Source organism: Neptunomonas marina (assembly GCF_004005935.1).
Lineage (GTDB): Bacteria > Pseudomonadota > Gammaproteobacteria > Pseudomonadales > Balneatricaceae > Neptunomonas > Neptunomonas marina.
The window spans coordinates 403,485-419,166 of sequence record NZ_SACQ01000001.1; the positions used below are offsets into that span (position 1 = coordinate 403,485).

Below are 15,682 nucleotides of genomic sequence, written 5' to 3' on the forward strand. Positions count from 1 at the left end.
CAGGATAAAAAATAAGCCACTGCATTGTGGGCGTGTAGCTCAGTTGGGAGAGCGTCGCCCTTACAAGGCGAATGTCGGGAGTTCGAACCTCTCCACGCCCACCACAATGCCTCTCCTAAAATACTATCTCCACACTATCCACTTACTCTTCAGATTGTTTTGTCTGCTACGATGGTGAAATGTTGCCGGAGATCTGCCTTTGTTTGCTACGTCCACACCCGAAATACCCATCACTCCTCTACAGGACTCTTTATTCCGCAAGCATTGTCTCGATGTCAGAATGGCACGTTTAGATCTAGTGCACCCCGAGGTGAGTGGCAATAAGTGGTTTAAACTGAAGTACAATCTAATTCACGCTCAGCGGCATGGCGTTAACCGAGTAGTCAGCTTTGGTGGGCCGTTTTCAAACCACATTCATGCACTGGCTTGGACGGGAAGGCAGCTGGGTATCGAGACCGTAGGTGTTATCCGTGGTGAGCCGGTGAGTAACCATACCCTGTCCGATGCTGCCAAGTGGGGCATGCAGTTGGTGTTCGTTAACCGAAAAGAGTATCGAGAGCGTTATTCGGCTGAGTATTGTCAGCGGTTATCAGAGCGGTTTGGAGCGACGGTCATTCCAGAGGGTGGCTCGAATACGCTCGCTGTTCAAGGTGTTGCAGAGGTTGTGCCGACATTAACCATGGATAGGCAGTCTCCCGATGTAATCTGTGTGGCCACAGGCACCGGAGGAACTATCGCTGGTGTTATTGCTGGGGCAGGACCTTCAGTACGCGTAGAGGGTTATCCTGTTTTGAAGGGTGCCAGCTTTCTTCGGGATGATATCAAACGGCTATTACCCAGTATCTCAGGCTTATCAAGCTGGGAGTTGGATTTAGAAGCGCATTATGGAGGCTACGGAAAAGTCTCGTCGGAGCACTTGGCTTTGTGGCGGGAGTTGGAGGAGCGCTTTGCCACTCCATTAGATCCGATCTATACCTCGAAAATGCTGCGTCGCTTTCTGGAAAGAGTCGAAGCGGGGTGTTACCTCCCGCAGTCAAAAATTTTGTTGTTGCACACGGGTGGCTTACAAGGGGCACGCTCATTTGAGCTAAGTCCTTGAAAAGTTTCATTATCATGCAATGATGTAGTCTCTCGGCATTAAAGAATAAAGACAGGACAGATCATGGATCATTTTCGCAATGTTGGACTTATTGGTCGCTTGGGCAGTAAGGCGGTTATCGACACTTTGAAAACTCTCATCCGCTTTCTGCATGATCGAGACATTCATACGATTCTCGATGAAAGCATCGCCGAGCTGATGCCGGGTCATGGGCAGCAAGTTTGCCGCCAAAAGTCGATGGGTGAAATGTGTGATCTGGTTATCGTTGTGGGTGGAGATGGTAGCTTGCTGGGTGCTGCGCGCTCACTGGCGAAAAATCATGTGCCTGTGCTGGGTGTTAACCGCGGTAACCTAGGTTTCTTAACCGACATCGCACCACACGAAATTGAAACGCGTGTGGCTGAGGTGCTAGAAGGCAAGTATATGGTGGAAACTCGCTTTCTGCTGGATCTTACGGTGCGCCGTGGTGGCGAGCCACTCGGTGAGGGAACTGCCTTAAATGATTGCGTGCTTCACCCCGGTAAAGCGACTCGTATGATTCAGTTTGAGCTCTATATTGAAGGCCAGTTCGTATACAAACAAAAGTCAGATGGTTTGATCGTATCAACACCAACGGGTTCGACCGCATATGCGCTGTCAGGTGGTGGCCCGATTATGCATCCTAAGCTAGATGCTATTGTTCTGGTACCAATGTTTCCTCATACGCTGACAAGTCGACCGATCGTGGTAGATGGGAATAGTGAGCTTAAGTTGGTGATATCAGAGGATAACAAGACCTACCCAACCGTCTCTTGCGATGGTCAGATCGATTTTAGCTTAGCCCCTGGCGATGTGATCACGATCCACAAGAAACCGCATAAGCTGAAACTTCTCCACCCTCTTGATTATGACTTTTACAGCACTTGTCGAGAGAAATTAGGCTGGGGTACAAAGCTAGGAGAGTAGTGTGATTGTTAGAGAGTCGGTAGAGGGTTACGATCTGATAGGCGATGTGCATGGCTGCGGTGTTAGTCTGCGTATGCTGCTCTCTCGGTTGGGCTACAGTAAGCGTAACGGTGTTTATCAACACCCACGCAGGAAGGTTATCTTTATTGGTGATCTCGTTGATCGCGGGCCCTATGTGCGCGAAGTATTAGAGATAGCTCATGATATGGTTCAAGCGGGATACGCTCATATTGTTATGGGAAATCATGAGTTTAACTTGCTTAGCTACTGTACACCGAGCCGTAACATTAGCGATGGTAAGTCTTACCTGCGGGCGCATACACAGCGCCATCGCCGAATCTTGCAAGAATCGCTACAACAGCTCGATCCTTATCCAGCCGATAAAAGCGCATACCTTGATTGGATCAAGCAGATGCCGCTATTTCTTGAGTTTGAGCAATTTCGAGTGGTCCATGCGTGTTGGCATCAAGAGCTAATTGACGAGTTTAAAGCGCGCTACGATGACAACCGAATGAATGATGAAATTCTGCACCGCGCCGCCGTGCCAGACTCCTTTGAGTGGGTGTTTATGGATCGGATTTTGCGCGGTACACACCTGCGCTTGCCCAACGATGAGGTCATGATTAGCCGCGATGGCTTTAAGCGTAAGTTTTTCCGCACAAAATTTTGGGCTAATCAGCCGTCGCGTTATATTGATGTTGTTTTCCAGCCCGATCCACTGCCTGAGCATGTTGCTCGTATGCCGCTCACGGAACAAAACAAACGTGATCTGATCTATTATGGACGCGGTGAAAAGACGTTATTTATTGGCCACTATTGGTGCGAGGGTGAACCTAAGCCACTTACGCCAAATATCGCTTGTCTCGACTACAGCGCTGTTAAATACGGCAAGCTCGTCGCCTATCGTTATGACTTTGAAGCGCAGTTGAGCGCAGATAAATTTATCTGGGTTGATGTGAGTGCGGAAGTGCGCAGCCCAATCTAGGCTCCATAGGATGTATTTGTGATACGAGTTTTTGAAGCGTCAGGCGCGATTGATCTGACTGACTTTGCAGCATTTTTATGGGATAACGAAATCCCACACCGAATCACTTATGATGGTGAGCGACAGGTGCTCTGGGTCCCTAATGCCAGCCAAGTTGAGCAGGTGCGTTATATATTCGAGCAGTGGCGTCGTGGAGTTGATCTGTCTGAGGTCAAGGTACGCCAGCCGTTAAGGCACCGTATTAACCTACTCGACTACCCGCTCAGTATCAGCTTGATCGCCCTAAGCGCTCTGATCACACTGGGTATCGACTTTGGCCAGCGCTATGCGTTAATGCACTGGCTCACAATTACAGAGTTCCAAATCACGAGAACCGCCATCTTATTTGCCCCGTTGTCCGAAACGCTGTTTAGCTTGGAGTGGTGGCGGCTTGTTACCCCTGCTTTCATGCACTTTAACCTGCCTCATATTTTGTTTAACTCATTATGGATATGGGTTGTTGGCAGGCGCATCGAGCGGCTCCAAGGCCCTTGGGCACTTGGGTTCATCTTCCTGTTTGCTAGCATCATCTCGAACATTGCCCAATTTTGGGTATCTGGGCCGATGTTTGGCGGGATGTCGGGGGTTGTATTCGCGGTATTTGCCTACACATGGTTGTGGGACAAGCTCGCCGGAGAACGGTATTTTGGCTTTCCTCCTGCGATCATGATTTTTATGGCGTTTTGGTTAGTGCTAGGTTACACGGGGCTGCTTTCGGCAATTGGCTTTGGTTCGATCGCGAATACCGCTCATCTGGTGGGCTTAGTTGCAGGTTTGCTCGCGGTGCCGGTGGTGCGCCGTTTTGCTAAGTGGCGCTAGATTATTCTGTTAGAATGAGCGTCCAGTTTAATTGAGGAGCATAGCTTTGACTTACGAAGAGATGTTAAAAGCGATGACGCCTGAGATGCATCGAGCGTTACGCACAGCAGTGGAACTCGGTAAGTGGCCCAATGGCGAAAAACTGAGCGAAGAGCAGCGTGGTATCTGCTTACGTGCTGTTATCGCTTATGATCAGCAAAACCTTCCAGAAGCCGAGCGTACCGGTTACATCGATCGTACTCGTCCGGATGGTACCCAGCATGGCCGAGATCCTCTCGAGCCGGACGTTTTAAAAATCATCACTGACAACTAAGGGCAGGTCATGCCAATACTTGGACAGGGTGCGCTGAGTAAAATGCGCACCCAGCTTGATACGCCCGTGCGTTACCAGTTGGAGCTGGGTGGCGCGATTATTGATATGAACACGCTGCTAGATAAGCGTATCAAGTTAAGCTATCTCGGTGAGATCAACTGCACTCACTGCGGTCGCAAGACAAAGAAGAGCTTCAGCCAGGGTTTCTGCTACCCCTGCTTTAAAAAACTCCCGCAATGTGATGTCTGTATCATGAGCCCTGAAAAGTGCCATTTTGCAGCAGGAACGTGTCGTGACTCAGGATGGGGAGAGCAGCACTGCTTTGTGCCCCATGTTGTTTATCTGTCCAACTCTTCCGGTGCCAAAGTTGGCATTACACGCGGCACGCAGGTACCCACGCGTTGGATTGATCAAGGTGCGATTCAAGCACTACCCATCTTCCATGTGGCAACGCGCCGTCAGTCTGGGTTGATCGAGGCGGCTTTGCGTGAGCACATCACTGACCGTACCAATTGGCGCAATATGCTCAAGGGCGCCGTTGAGCCTGTTTCGCTAACCGAGGTGCGTGACCAGCTGTTTGATGCTGCCGCTGATGCACTGCAAGCGGTGCGTAGTGAGTCGGGGGAGGATCAAGTTCAACCACTTAAGGATGGTGAAGTACTGGACATTACTTACCCGGTGGTTCAGTATCCTACTAAAGTCGTAACGCATAATTTAGACAAAACGCCAGTCGCTGAGGGCACATTATTAGGTATCAAGGGGCAGTATCTTATTCTCGATACCGGTGTTATCAATATTCGTAAATTCACCGCCTATCACGTTGAGCTGAGCGCAGATTAAGGGTCGCTTTTCATGTCTACCACTCCATCTGTTATCTATCTAAAAGACTATCAAGTACCACCTTTTTTAATTGAGTCGACACAACTACGTTTCGAGCTAGAAGATGATCGCACACTCGTAAAAGCTGAGTTGCGCCTGACGCGTAACCCCGAGTGCCAAGTCAAACCGCGTGGTTTGTTGATGCACGGTGATGAGTCCCTGCGACTTTGTCGTCTTGCAGTTGATGGGCAAGTTTTAACGGCAAAAGATTACAGCATCGACGCTGGCACGTTGACGATTGCGGAAGTTCCTGATCAGTTTATCTTGGAGTCGGTTGTTGAAATTGACCCAGCAAAAAACACTGCGTTAGAAGGGCTGTACCTATCGGATGGCGTCTACTGTACGCAATGCGAAGCAGAGGGCTTTCGCCGTATTACCTATTATTTAGACCGCCCAGACGTTATGTCTGTTTTTACAACAACCGTTGTGGCGGATAAAGCACGCTTTCCGGTATTGCTCTCTAACGGCAACCCTGTCGCTGAAGGAGATGATTCAGACGGCCGCCATTGGGTTACGTGGGAGGATCCATTTCCCAAGCCTGCGTATCTGTTTGCCCTCGTCGCGGGTGATCTCAAGCACATTGAAGATACTTTCACGACGGCCAGCGGCAAACAAGTAGCGTTGCGCCTGTTTGCTGAAGAGAAGGACTTAGACAAGCTCGACCATGCGATGACATCGCTGAAAGCGTCAATGCGCTGGGATGAGCAGGTGTATGGCCGTGAATACGACCTTGAGATCTATATGATCGTTGCGGTCGACTTCTTCAACATGGGGGCGATGGAAAACAAGGGGTTGAATGTTTTTAACACCTCCTGTGTTCTAGCGAGTCAGAAAACAACGACCGATGCGGGCTTTCAACGTGTTGAAGCCGTGGTTGCGCATGAGTACTTCCATAACTGGTCAGGTAACCGCGTCACTTGCCGCGATTGGTTTCAGCTCAGTTTGAAAGAGGGCTTTACCGTTTTTCGCGATGCGGAGTTCTCAGCTGATATGAACTCGCGCACGGTTAAGCGCGTCGAAGATGTTCAGCTACTGCGTACTGCACAGTTTTCGGAAGATGCTGGCCCAATGGCCCATCCCGTAAGGCCCGCTTCGTTTATCGAGATCTCCAACTTCTACACCATGACGGTTTACGAGAAGGGCGCTGAAGTTGTGCGGATGATACATACCCTGCTGGGCCCTGATCAGTTCCGAGCGGGCAGTGATCTGTATTTTGAGCGTCATGACGGTCAAGCGGTGACAACGGACGATTTTGTAGCGGCGATGGAAGCGGCGTCTGGGCGGGATCTCACGCAGTTCAAGCGCTGGTATAGCCAAGCTGGCACACCGGTTCTTGATATCACTGATGAGTACGATCCAAGCGAATCTGTTTACCGTTTGCGTGTTAAGCAGTCTTGCCCTCCAACGCCAGAAGCAAGCGAGAAGGCTCCTTTCCATATCCCGCTGCAAGTGGGGTTATTGTCTCCCGAAGGCACGGATATGCCGCTTGAAAACGGTGCAACGACCGTGACGCTTGAGCTTACGGAGTCTGAGCAGACTTTCACCTTTACAGGTATTCCCCAAAAGCCAGTGCCGTCTCTGTTGCGAGGTTTTTCGGCGCCCGTAAAACTCAATTACGCATACAGCCAAGCGGAGCTTGTGTTTTTAATGCAGCACGATAGCGATGGCTTTAACCGTTGGGAAGCGGCACAAAAGCTTGGGGTTATCATCTTACAGGCGCTAATTGCTGACTATCAGGCAGGAAGAGAGCTCATCCTATCTGACGCATTAGTTGGGGCTTACCGCGCGGTATTGAACGATACTACGCTTGATCCGGCGATGGTTGCCAAAGTGTTAACTTTGCCATCGCAAGCTTATCTTGGTGAGCTCTCTACGCAGATCGACGTGGATGCTATTCATGCGGCGCGTGAGTTCGCTATGAATGCACTGGCCTGCGCACTAGAAGCGGAGTTTAGCCAAGCGTATAAGCGCTGTCTGATTGATGTCGCTTACCAACCGAGTGCTGAGCAAGTTGCGCAACGGATGCTGAAAAATCTATGCCTGAGCTACCTGCTAAGGGCTGGAAAACCAGAATATTTGGCGCTGGCTCAGCAGCAGTTCTCAGATGCTGATAATATGACGGACGAGCAGGCGGCGTTGGCGCTCGTTGTTCATTCTAACTATCAAGACGCTGCGCCAGCGATGTTAAGCCAATTTTACAGCCGTTGGAGCCAAGAATCTTTAGTGGTAAACAGCTGGCTGGCAGTACAGGCAAGCAATCCGTGTCCGGGTGCGCTTAGCCAAGTTGAAGCATTGATGCAGCATGAAGCTTTCAACATGAAAAACCCCAACAAAGTACGCAGTCTGATTGGGGCTTTTTGTGGACAGAACCCGGTTAATTTTCATGCGAAAGATGGCAGTGGGTATCGCTTCTTGGCCGATCAAGTGGTCGCATTGAATGAACTTAATCCGCAAATTGCGTCTCGCTTAGTGGCCCCACTGACCAAGTGGAAGCGTTATGATGAGACACGCCAGCAGCTGATGCGTGACCAGCTACAACGAATTATGGATAGCGCGGAACTCTCGCGCGATGTATATGAAGTAGTGAGTAAGAGTATTTAGTAAGTTAGAACTTTAACAGCGATCTGTTAGTCTTACAGATCGCTATAAGTGTTTGATCAATAATAATGTTAATTAAAGGTGTGCTGATGGACCGTAAGCTTTCATCTGAAGACAAGTTTAATATCCAGCAAAATTTTCGTCGCTATCTTAAGTTTCAAGATCAGTATGATGGTACGAATGAGGTAGTAAAAGCTGCTAAGTCGAGCCGTGTTTGGATCGTTGGCGTTATCGCGCTATTTTTTGCGCTTGCGTCTGACTTCTTCTTGGGCGCTGCAGCAGCGCTATTTGGTTTATATTTTTATCGTATCGTTTCGGCGTCTATGAAGTTTGGTAACGCTGAAGAGGGCAAAGAGGATACGCAGCGCTGGTTTGCCACAAAAGGTCTCAAGCTTGAGGGGCGCGTGCTCTATTTCCGCGATGATCAGATGCTAGATAACCCAATCGACCCGTTCGATGACGCGGTATACAAATAAGTATGTCTCCTGAGCCAGCTAATATGCTGGCTCTTTCTTTCTAGGGCGAAAGCTCGCTCCGTTTGTTTGCTTCTTTGATATTGGTACTATGAATGTCTACGTGCGTCTCACGTCAGGTAGGAGGACGTATTTGTGCCGATAAAAAAAGAGTACCAAGGTCTCACTAAACGCACGCGTATGATGCTTGCGACGGCTGAGGCGGATAATCTCGACTTTAAGCGCGACGCATCTGGTGTTAAGAGTATCGATCTGGTGGCATTTGCGAACGCCGAGCATGGCGGAACGATTCTTATTGGTGTCGATGAGTACACATCAAAAGATGGTTTGCAGCGTGGTAAGGTAGTGGGGTGTTCGGTCGATGATAATGCCCGCTTAATGCTAATCAACAAAGCCACCGATTGCTCCCCTAATATCGATGTCCAAATCTATATCGAGAACCTCAAGGCAAAGCCTATCTTCCGTGTTGAAGTCCCTTCCGGGCGTTTAAAACCCTATGCCTCGCCACGAGGTATGTATTCGATTAGAGCTGACGGCCGTAATCGGGCGCTATTTCCTGAAGAGTTGCTGCTGATCTTTATGGATCGAGAGGGCGACAAATTTCTATCGCGTTTTCGGCATGCTGTCGCAGAGTTGGAGGCGCAAGTGGGCGGAATCAACCAGTCCCTGAGCGGCGATATTATGGCAGTCGCAGATCACATACATGATCTGGATGATCAGCTCCAGCGTACTCTAGGAAGATTGCAGGGCCTAACGGATAGCACCAAAAAGCGCTCACGCAATCTGCTGCAAACCCTAAAAGATAGCCAAGACAGTCTCGATAAGCTTGAACGCTTTCTTTTAGAGGACTCGTTTACACATCAGCGTGACGAGCGCCTCATAAGTCTTGAGCATAAAGTCGACCAGTTGTTAACGATAATTCGCGAGAATGCTGAATGAGCCAACCTGATTTTTTACGTCGCTGTAGCCATTGGATCTTTGATCTTGATGGCACGCTGACAAAAGCTGTCCATGATTTTGACCATATTCGTCGTGAGTTAGCGATACCTGAGAGCGAAGATATTTTGGATTATATCGACGGGTTACCGTCGGCAGAGCGGATCGAAAAGTCCAAGCGACTAGATGAGTTAGAGCACTTTTATGCGCTGCAAGCGGCACCGGCCGAGGGGCTAGAAGCGCTATTTTCACGGCTAGCGGAGCGTGATTGTATGTTTGCGATACTCACCCGTAATACGCGTGACTTTGCGTTGATGTCGCTAGATTCTATCGGTATTGGGGATCTCTTTGCGCCAGAAATGGTCTTAGGACGTAATGAGGCTGCGCCAAAACCCAGTCCAGAAGGCATTCAAAAGATATTACAAGCGTGGCGAGTTGGCGCTGGGGATGTGCTCATGGTTGGTGATTTTATCCATGATCTTAACGCTGGGCGAGCAGCCGAATGTAGAACGATTCACGTTGATGCAGATACCAGCCGAAACTGGCCTAAAGTGACAGATTATAGATTTAGGTCACTCCATGAGTTGTCGCTGAGTGTGTAAGCTGTTGTGAAGCTTACGGTGAATGGGGCCCAGCGTAAGTCTGCATTAGCAGGGTAGGTGAATAGGCACCTACCAAAGGTCTTAAAACAGTGCGGAGGCATCGATATGACAGTTATCGACGAGCTACAGCGGGACCACGTCAATCTGGGGCGCTTACTAGAGATATTGGATCGCAAGATCATCAAGCTCAAAAGTGGTCATCATCCTAACTTCAACCTGATGGCTGATGTGATTGACTACATCGCAAACTACGCAGAAGAACACCACCATCCACGAGAAGACAAGATTTACGCGCACTTCAAAGGCCGGGACGAGCAACTTGATCAAGCTTTGTTAGAGTGCGAGGCTCAGCATGTTGAGTTAAGAGGTAATGCTGAGAAACTGCTCAGTGTTATTGATGATATTTTAAACGACGCTGTGATTCCGATGGATGAATTTATTGCCCACTTGGAGTTATTTGTTGAAAACGAAAAGTCCCACATGCGTATGGAAGAGATTGCGGTATTTCCGCTGATACGCGATGTGGCCACAGATCCTGATTGGGAGCACGCGAGTGCGCTCGCACCTGCGGTTAATGACCCGCTATTCGGCGCACGGTTAGCGGACGAGTATCGAGATCTCTATCAGCAGTTGCTGGATGACATTGAGCAAAGCGCTTAATTTGCAGCAGGCAGGGGTTTGCTTTGTGTGCGGTTTCGGCCCGCATGCTTCGCTTGATATAAGGCTTCATCAGCAGTACGCAGCAAAACATGCGCGTGTTGCTGGTGGTCTTTTTGGCTTAGTGTCATGAGCGGCTGGTAGCTGGCGCACCCGATTGAGGCGGTAATACGAAATGGCGCGCCCTCTACGCTGCGCAGGATCTCCTTGGCAAGTTGCGTACGCAGGTTTTCTGCCACCATCATCGCTTGCTCTTCAGCACAGCTGGGAAGCAAGATGGAAAACTCTTCGCCACCATAGCGTGCAACGAAATCTGTTTTTCGTAGCGTTCCTTTTAACAGCTTCCCTAGTGTACGCAGGACTCTGTCACCGGTTTGATGGCCATATACGTCGTTGATCTTCTTAAAATGATCAATATCGATAAATAAACAACTAAGTGGCTCGCCAACTCGGTTGGCGCGGGCAACTTCTCGCAAGATTTCCTTATCAAAGGCTCTGCGATTGTGCACGCTAGTGAGCATATCGATGATGCTGATACGATGCAGGTGCTCGCGTGTCATGCAGTTTTCGATACACACCGCGATAACCGACATCAGGTGAGACAGGTACGTGTAGCGAATATCTGCTGTGTACCTAGCAATATCCTGTGAGCCAAGGTTCAAGCAGCCGATCAAGCAGTTCTGCCGTACCAGCGGCATGCGAGCTGCACTAAGAATGTAAGGGTGGTCAGGAAAAACGATTTTACGAATATCGTTGTCGACTTCGCCGAAGGCTAATTGTTCATGTGGATGAAGTTGGCGCAATAAACGCAGGTCGGGCTGAAAGTACACCCGCTTTCGCTCTTGATGCCCTAGCTCGCTGAGTAGGTCTGCCGCGATATGCTCTGGATCGAAGAGAAACAGCGTAACGGACGATAGCCGGAAGGTGTCACGAAACTTATTGAGCAGGATATCGACTAGCTCACAGAGGCGGTTGCAGGCCAGTAGCTCGAGCTCAACCTCAAAAAACTGATTGAGCAGTGTCTCGTTTTGCTCTGCTTGGATCAGGTCAATGCGTCGCTGGCGTTTGAGCTCAGCATTCTCTAATTCGAGTAGCTTCCTATCCATCATGTTTACCTAGTCGGCTGGCGCAACGGTCATCTGGTTTTGTGATCATCTACTAGATATCCCATTGAAACTGGGTCAAATTGATCTTCCCTCCGTTGAAGGCAACATCTTCTGCTTGAAGGCGAGCATATTGCTCGTGATACTTCGCCGATGCTTTAGGAAAGGATAGTTGTCCCTGTGCATTGATCACGCGGTGCCATGGAATCGTGCTTTTGGCCGGGAGCTGCCTTAACGCTTGACCAACCAATCTTGCGCCTCTGGGAAAACCAGCAAGCTTAGCTATCTGTCCATAAGTGGCTACTTTGCCCTCTGGGATATGGGCAATGGCAGTGTAAATCGCTTCTTGGCGTGTTGGCTCAGTCATTGTGTAAATGTAAGTATGCTGGCTGCTACTGATACCAATATACATGAGATTGACGTGAAGTGTGTGTAGTAACGCTTAGTTATTTGGATCAATAAATCGGTATAAATAAAAAAGGCCCCAGAGGGGCCTTAATAGAGGTTACATATTCGGATAGTTAGGTCCGCCTGTGCCCTCAGGGGTCACCCAAACAATATTCTGTGCTGGGTCTTTGATGTCACAGGTTTTGCAGTGGACGCAGTTCTGAGCATTGATCTGGAAGCTCGGTTGGCCGGCGTCATCCTCTACCACTTCATACACACCCGCTGGGCAGTAACGTTGTGCCGGTTCCGCGTAAGTTGGCAGATTTTTCGCCAACGGAACGCTCGGGTCTTTTAGTGTCAAGTGGCACGGTTGGTCCTCTTCATGGTTCGTGTTGGAGAGGAAAACCGAGCTGAGCTTATCAAAGCTCAAGACGCCATCCGGTTTGGGGTACGCGATGGGTGTAAATTCCGATGCCGGGCGCATCTGCGCGTAGTCTTCGTGGTTATCACGCAAAGTGATCGGTAGCTTGCCGCCAAAGATATTTTGGTCGATAAAGTTGAACGCACCGCCCAAGAACGGCCCAAACTTATGCATCGCCGGTCCAAAGTTACGTGTGCGGTATAGCTCTTCATACAACCACGAGTCTTTGAATGCCGTGTTGAAGCTGTCGAGTTTCTTACCACCGGTGCAACCGGCTTGCAGCGCGGCAAAGACGCTCTCGGCGGCTAACATGCCAGACTTCATCGCGGTGTGCGTCCCTTTGATCTTGGCAAAGTTCAGCGTACCGGCATTACAACCGATCAGCAGACCGCCGGGGAAGACCATCTCAGGTAACGCATTGAAACCGCCTTTCGCGATTGCACGCGCACCGTAAGAGACGCGCTTGCCGCCCTCAAGGTGTTGCTTTAGTACCGGGTGATGCTTAAGGCGCTGGAACTCATCAAACGGACTGATGTATGGGTTGGCATAGTTCAGATCCACAATCAGCCCCACCACCACTTGGTTATCATCCGTATGATAGAGGAAGAAACCACCGCTGGTGCCCCCTGATAACGGCCAGCCAGAGCCGTGCACGACTAAACCCGGCTTGTGCTTAGCAGGATCGATATCCCATAGTTCTTTAATACCGATGCCATAGTGTTGTGCATCGGCGTCTTTATCCAATTCGAATTGGCTGTAGAGCTGTTTACCCAAGTGGCCACGACAGCCCTCAGCAAACAAGGTGTACTTGGCATGCAGCTCCATGCCGGGCATGTAGCTGTCTTTCTCGCTGCCATCCGCACCAATGCCCATATCACCGGTCGCGATCCCCTTAACGCTGCCATCGTCGTGGTATAGCACTTCCGATGCGGCAAAGCCTGGGAAGATCTCAACACCGAGGGATTCAGCCTGCTCACCCAACCAGCGTGTCACATTCCCTAAGCTAACAATATAGTTACCTTCGTTGTGCATGGTTTTGGGAATCAGTGCATTGGGCAGTTTCTTTGCGCTTTCCCCGTCTTTTAGCAGGTAGAGTTCATCTTCGGTGACCGGGGTATTTAGAGGGGCACCGCGCTCTTTCCAATCGGGGAAGAGTTCATCTAGGGCGCGTGATTCAATCACCGCACCCGATAAGATATGTGCGCCCACTTCTGAGCCTTTTTCTACGACACAAACGGTCAGCTCTTGTTCAGCTGCATTAGCTTGTTGCATGAGTCGGCAAGCTGCCGAGAGGCCCGCAGGCCCTGCACCGACGATGACAACATCAAACTCCATCGATTCACGTTCCACAATCAATCTCCCCTTGCTCTTGTCTGTTGCTTTGATATCGTCACTAGTGCGATAGGAAAAGCTGTGACTTTTTGTTATTCGATCAATGACTTGGATTTGATTATAAGTGAATTCCCTTATTTATTGAAATGGGTCTGAGTCAAAATACAACTTTCGGATAGCGCTAAATGCTTGAATATCGAAGCTGAATACGTAATATAAGGGAAATTACTTATTTCTGTGCTCGCGCAGGATTCCAAAATAACGCCGAATAAGAAAGAAAGGTAAACGCAATGAAAGTGCTGGTAACAGTCAAACGCGTCATCGACTACAACGTAAAAGTGCGTGTGAAGTCCGATAACAGCGACGTTGATTTGAGCAACGTTAAAATGGCGATGAACCCGTTCTGTGAGATCGCGGTAGAAGAAGCGGTTCGCCTAAAAGAAGCTGGCGTGGCAACGGAAGTGGTTGCTGTGTCTCTCGGAGCAAAGAACTGCCAAGAGCAGCTCCGCACAGCATTAGCACTCGGTGCCGATCGTGCGATCCACGTGGAATCTGACGAAGTACTTGAGTCACTCACCGTGGCTAAGCTGCTTAAAAAGGTAGTTGAAGAAGAGCAGCCTGACCTCATCGTGATGGGTAAGCAGGCGATCGATACAGATAATAACCAGACTGGCCAGATGCTTGCTGCATTAACAGGTTACGGCCAAGGTACTTTCGCTTCAGAAGTGAAAGTGGAAGGTGGCAAAGCGCAGGTAACACGTGAAGTTGATGGCGGTTTGCAGACAGTTGAACTGGCACTGCCAGCGATTGTAACAACAGATTTACGCTTGAATGAGCCGCGTTATGCATCACTGCCTAACATCATGAAAGCGAAGAAGAAACCATTGGATGTTAAGACACCAGCGGATCTAGGCGTTGAAGTTACTTCCCACACGAAAGTACTGAAAGTAACACCGCCGGCTGAGCGCCAAGCGGGTATCAAAGTAGCGTCTGTTGAAGAGCTGGTCGACAAACTGAAGAACGAAGCGAAGGTGATCTAATGGCTATCTTAGTAATTGCAGAACATGACAATGCATCACTGAAAGGTGCAACGTTAAATACTGTTACAGCGGCGACACAGATGGGTGGCGATATCCACGTCTTAGTTGCAGGTGAAGGTTGCCAAGCAGCAGCGGATCAAGCTGCAAAAGTCGCAGGCGTTGACAAAGTATTGGTTGCAGACAGCGCAGCGTATGCACACCAATTAGCTGAGAACGTTTCTTTGCTTGTTGCTGAATTGGGTAAGGACTACAGCCATGTGGTTGCACCTGCAACAACGTCGGGTAAGAACTTCATGCCACGTGTTGCTGCACTGCTAGATGTAGCTCAAGTGTCTGATATTACGCGTGTTGAATCTGCAGATACGTTTGATCGTCCAATTTATGCGGGCAACGCTATTGCAACTGTTCAATCTTTAGACGCGATCAAAGTTATCACAGTACGTACGACTGGCTTTGATGCCGCTGCTGCAGAAGGTGGTAGCGCTGCGGTTGAGGCTGTTGGTTCTACGCACGATGCGGGTGTTTCTAGCTTTGTAGGCGAAGAGATGGCTGTATCTGATCGCCCAGAGCTGACCGCTGCTAAAGTCGTTGTCTCTGGTGGCCGTGGTATGGGTAGCGGTGAAAACTTCGCTCTTATTGACGCGGTTGCAGACAAGCTTGGTGCTGCAGTAGGTGCCTCGCGTGCAGCGGTTGATGCAGGCTTTGTACCGAACGATATGCAAGTAGGTCAAACTGGTAAGATCGTTGCACCAGAACTGTATGTTGCGGTAGGTATCTCGGGCGCTATCCAGCACCTTGCGGGTATGAAAGATTCAAAGATCATTGTTGCTATCAACAAGGATGAAGAAGCACCAATCTTCCAAGTTGCTGATTACGGCTTGGTTGCTGATCTGTTTGATGTTCTCCCTGAGTTGGAGAAACAGCTTTAATCGGAATGATCGATTAAAACATGGCTTTTGCCTTTGGTGTGTGATGCACCATTTTCTTGCTTGTAGCCCGGCTTTGCCGGGCTTTTTTTATGGTGCGAATTCGCTAGGATGGTACCTCAACGAAC

General features: G+C 49.5%; 16 protein-coding genes and 1 tRNA gene. 14 read left to right on the forward strand and 3 right to left on the reverse strand.

The window, feature by feature from the left end; translation table 11 throughout:
• The first annotated feature begins 28 nt into the window (after positions 1–28).
• From EOE65_RS01845 to EOE65_RS01900, 12 genes are all read left to right on the forward strand, one after another.
• Positions 29–104, forward strand: a tRNA-Val gene (locus tag EOE65_RS01845).
• A gap of 95 nt (positions 105–199) precedes the next feature.
• A complete protein-coding gene (locus EOE65_RS01850; RefSeq protein WP_164846991.1) occupies positions 200–1,099 on the forward strand; it encodes a 1-aminocyclopropane-1-carboxylate deaminase/D-cysteine desulfhydrase in 900 nt (299 codons plus the stop codon).
• Positions 1,100–1,162: 63 nt separating this feature from the next.
• Positions 1,163–2,044 (forward strand): NAD(+) kinase, encoded by an 882-nt coding sequence (locus EOE65_RS01855; protein ID WP_127692585.1) that lies wholly within the window; start codon positions 1,163–1,165, stop codon positions 2,042–2,044.
• Between the two features lies 1 nt (position 2,045).
• Complete coding sequence (locus EOE65_RS01860; protein WP_127692586.1) at positions 2,046–3,029, forward strand: metallophosphoesterase; 984 nt, start codon at positions 2,046–2,048, stop codon at positions 3,027–3,029.
• A gap of 18 nt (positions 3,030–3,047) precedes the next feature.
• A complete protein-coding gene (locus tag EOE65_RS01865) occupies positions 3,048–3,887 on the forward strand; it encodes a rhomboid family intramembrane serine protease (protein ID WP_127692587.1) in 840 nt (279 codons plus the stop codon).
• 46 nt (positions 3,888–3,933) lie between these two features.
• On the forward strand, positions 3,934–4,200 hold the full coding sequence (locus EOE65_RS01870) for a YeaC family protein (RefSeq protein WP_127692588.1): 267 nt from the start codon (positions 3,934–3,936) through the stop codon (positions 4,198–4,200).
• A 9-nt stretch (positions 4,201–4,209) separates the two neighbouring features.
• On the forward strand, positions 4,210–5,040 hold the full coding sequence (locus tag EOE65_RS01875) for a DUF2797 domain-containing protein (RefSeq protein WP_127692589.1): 831 nt from the start codon (positions 4,210–4,212) through the stop codon (positions 5,038–5,040).
• 12 nt (positions 5,041–5,052) lie between these two features.
• Complete coding sequence (gene pepN, locus EOE65_RS01880; protein WP_127692590.1) at positions 5,053–7,680, forward strand: aminopeptidase N; 2,628 nt, start codon at positions 5,053–5,055, stop codon at positions 7,678–7,680.
• An 86-nt stretch (positions 7,681–7,766) separates the two neighbouring features.
• A complete protein-coding gene (locus EOE65_RS01885; protein WP_127692591.1) occupies positions 7,767–8,153 on the forward strand; it encodes a hypothetical protein in 387 nt (128 codons plus the stop codon).
• A 132-nt stretch (positions 8,154–8,285) separates the two neighbouring features.
• The gene (locus tag EOE65_RS01890) at positions 8,286–9,089 is read left to right on the forward strand and encodes an AlbA family DNA-binding domain-containing protein (RefSeq protein ID WP_240656897.1); all 804 of its coding nucleotides are present in this window, start codon (positions 8,286–8,288) and stop codon (positions 9,087–9,089) included.
• Positions 9,086–9,688 carry an HAD family hydrolase gene (locus EOE65_RS01895; protein ID WP_127692592.1) on the forward strand — a complete coding sequence of 201 codons (603 nt, stop codon included), beginning with the start codon at positions 9,086–9,088 and terminating at the stop codon, positions 9,686–9,688. The genes EOE65_RS01890 and EOE65_RS01895 overlap by 4 nt, the downstream gene beginning before the upstream one ends.
• Before the next feature lie 105 nt (positions 9,689–9,793).
• Positions 9,794–10,348: a hemerythrin domain-containing protein gene (locus EOE65_RS01900; protein WP_127692593.1), complete on the forward strand. Its 555-nt coding sequence runs from the start codon at positions 9,794–9,796 to the stop codon at positions 10,346–10,348.
• Here EOE65_RS01900 and EOE65_RS01905 read toward each other — a convergent pair.
• The 3 genes from EOE65_RS01905 to EOE65_RS01915 all read right to left on the reverse strand — a co-directional run bounded on the left by EOE65_RS01905 (position 10,345) and on the right by EOE65_RS01915 (position 13,591).
• Positions 10,345–11,451, reverse strand: coding sequence for a GGDEF domain-containing protein (locus EOE65_RS01905; RefSeq protein ID WP_127692594.1), 1,107 nt, complete (start codon positions 11,449–11,451; stop codon positions 10,345–10,347). The genes EOE65_RS01900 and EOE65_RS01905 overlap by 4 nt on opposite strands.
• Before the next feature lie 52 nt (positions 11,452–11,503).
• On the reverse strand, positions 11,504–11,860 hold the full coding sequence (locus EOE65_RS01910; RefSeq protein WP_240656898.1) for an MGMT family protein: 357 nt from the start codon (positions 11,858–11,860) through the stop codon (positions 11,504–11,506).
• 93 nt (positions 11,861–11,953) lie between these two features.
• Positions 11,954–13,591, reverse strand: a complete 1,638-nt coding sequence (locus tag EOE65_RS01915; RefSeq protein WP_206052611.1) for an electron transfer flavoprotein-ubiquinone oxidoreductase — start codon at positions 13,589–13,591, stop codon at positions 11,954–11,956.
• Between the two features lie 287 nt (positions 13,592–13,878).
• Between EOE65_RS01915 and EOE65_RS01920 the strand changes: the two genes are divergently transcribed.
• Both EOE65_RS01920 and EOE65_RS01925 read left to right on the forward strand, forming a co-directional pair.
• Positions 13,879–14,628 (forward strand): electron transfer flavoprotein subunit beta/FixA family protein, encoded by a 750-nt coding sequence (locus EOE65_RS01920; RefSeq protein ID WP_127692596.1) that lies wholly within the window; start codon positions 13,879–13,881, stop codon positions 14,626–14,628.
• Entirely contained in the window at positions 14,628–15,557 is a 930-nt protein-coding gene (locus tag EOE65_RS01925; RefSeq protein ID WP_127692597.1) for an electron transfer flavoprotein subunit alpha/FixB family protein, read from the forward strand. The genes EOE65_RS01920 and EOE65_RS01925 overlap by 1 nt, the downstream gene beginning before the upstream one ends.
• Positions 15,558–15,682 lie beyond the last annotated feature (125 nt).